This is a genomic window from Anaerobacillus sp. 1_MG-2023, from assembly GCF_030547345.1.
Lineage (GTDB): Bacteria > Bacillota > Bacilli > Bacillales > Guptibacillaceae > Guptibacillus > Guptibacillus hwajinpoensis_B.
Genome location: NZ_JAUORD010000052.1, coordinates 1 through 479, shown reverse-complemented (window position 1 = coordinate 479; position 479 = coordinate 1). Strand labels below are relative to the sequence as shown.

1 protein-coding gene is annotated in these 479 nt (G+C 43.0%); it reads left to right on the top strand.

Going from position 1 to position 479, the window contains the following annotated elements:
* On the top strand, window positions 1–479 hold a 479-nt coding region (locus Q4550_RS23235), incomplete at both ends, for an MSCRAMM family protein (RefSeq protein WP_303536548.1).

Here is a 479-nt window from a genome sequence, read left to right as displayed (position 1 = left end):
AATTGACTAAGCTTGGGGAGCAGGAAGACGCAGAAGGTCTTGCTGGTACTGAATTTAAACTTCTAGACGAGGAAGGAAACCTTGTAGAAGAAGGGCTTTTGACAGATGAATCTGGTGAAGTGTCAATTGAGAATCTAAAGCCAGGTGACTACCAACTCGTTGAAACAAAGGCTTCCTTCGGATATGTATTGGATGAAACGCCACTGTCGGTAAATGTTCCATTTAATCCGCAGGAACCAGTAGCAGTTGAAATGATGAATAAACTTCAAACGGGATCTGTTGAGCTAACGAAGCGTGATTACGATGACGAGACGATCATTGAAGGCGCAACATTCTCTTTGCAGGATCGTGAAGGAAACGTTCTACAGGAAAAACTTCTGACGAATGAAGAAGGCATCATTTTTGCAGAAGACCTGAAGCCGGGCGAGTATCAATTCGTTGAAACAGAACCTGCATTAGGTTATGATCTTAACGCAACA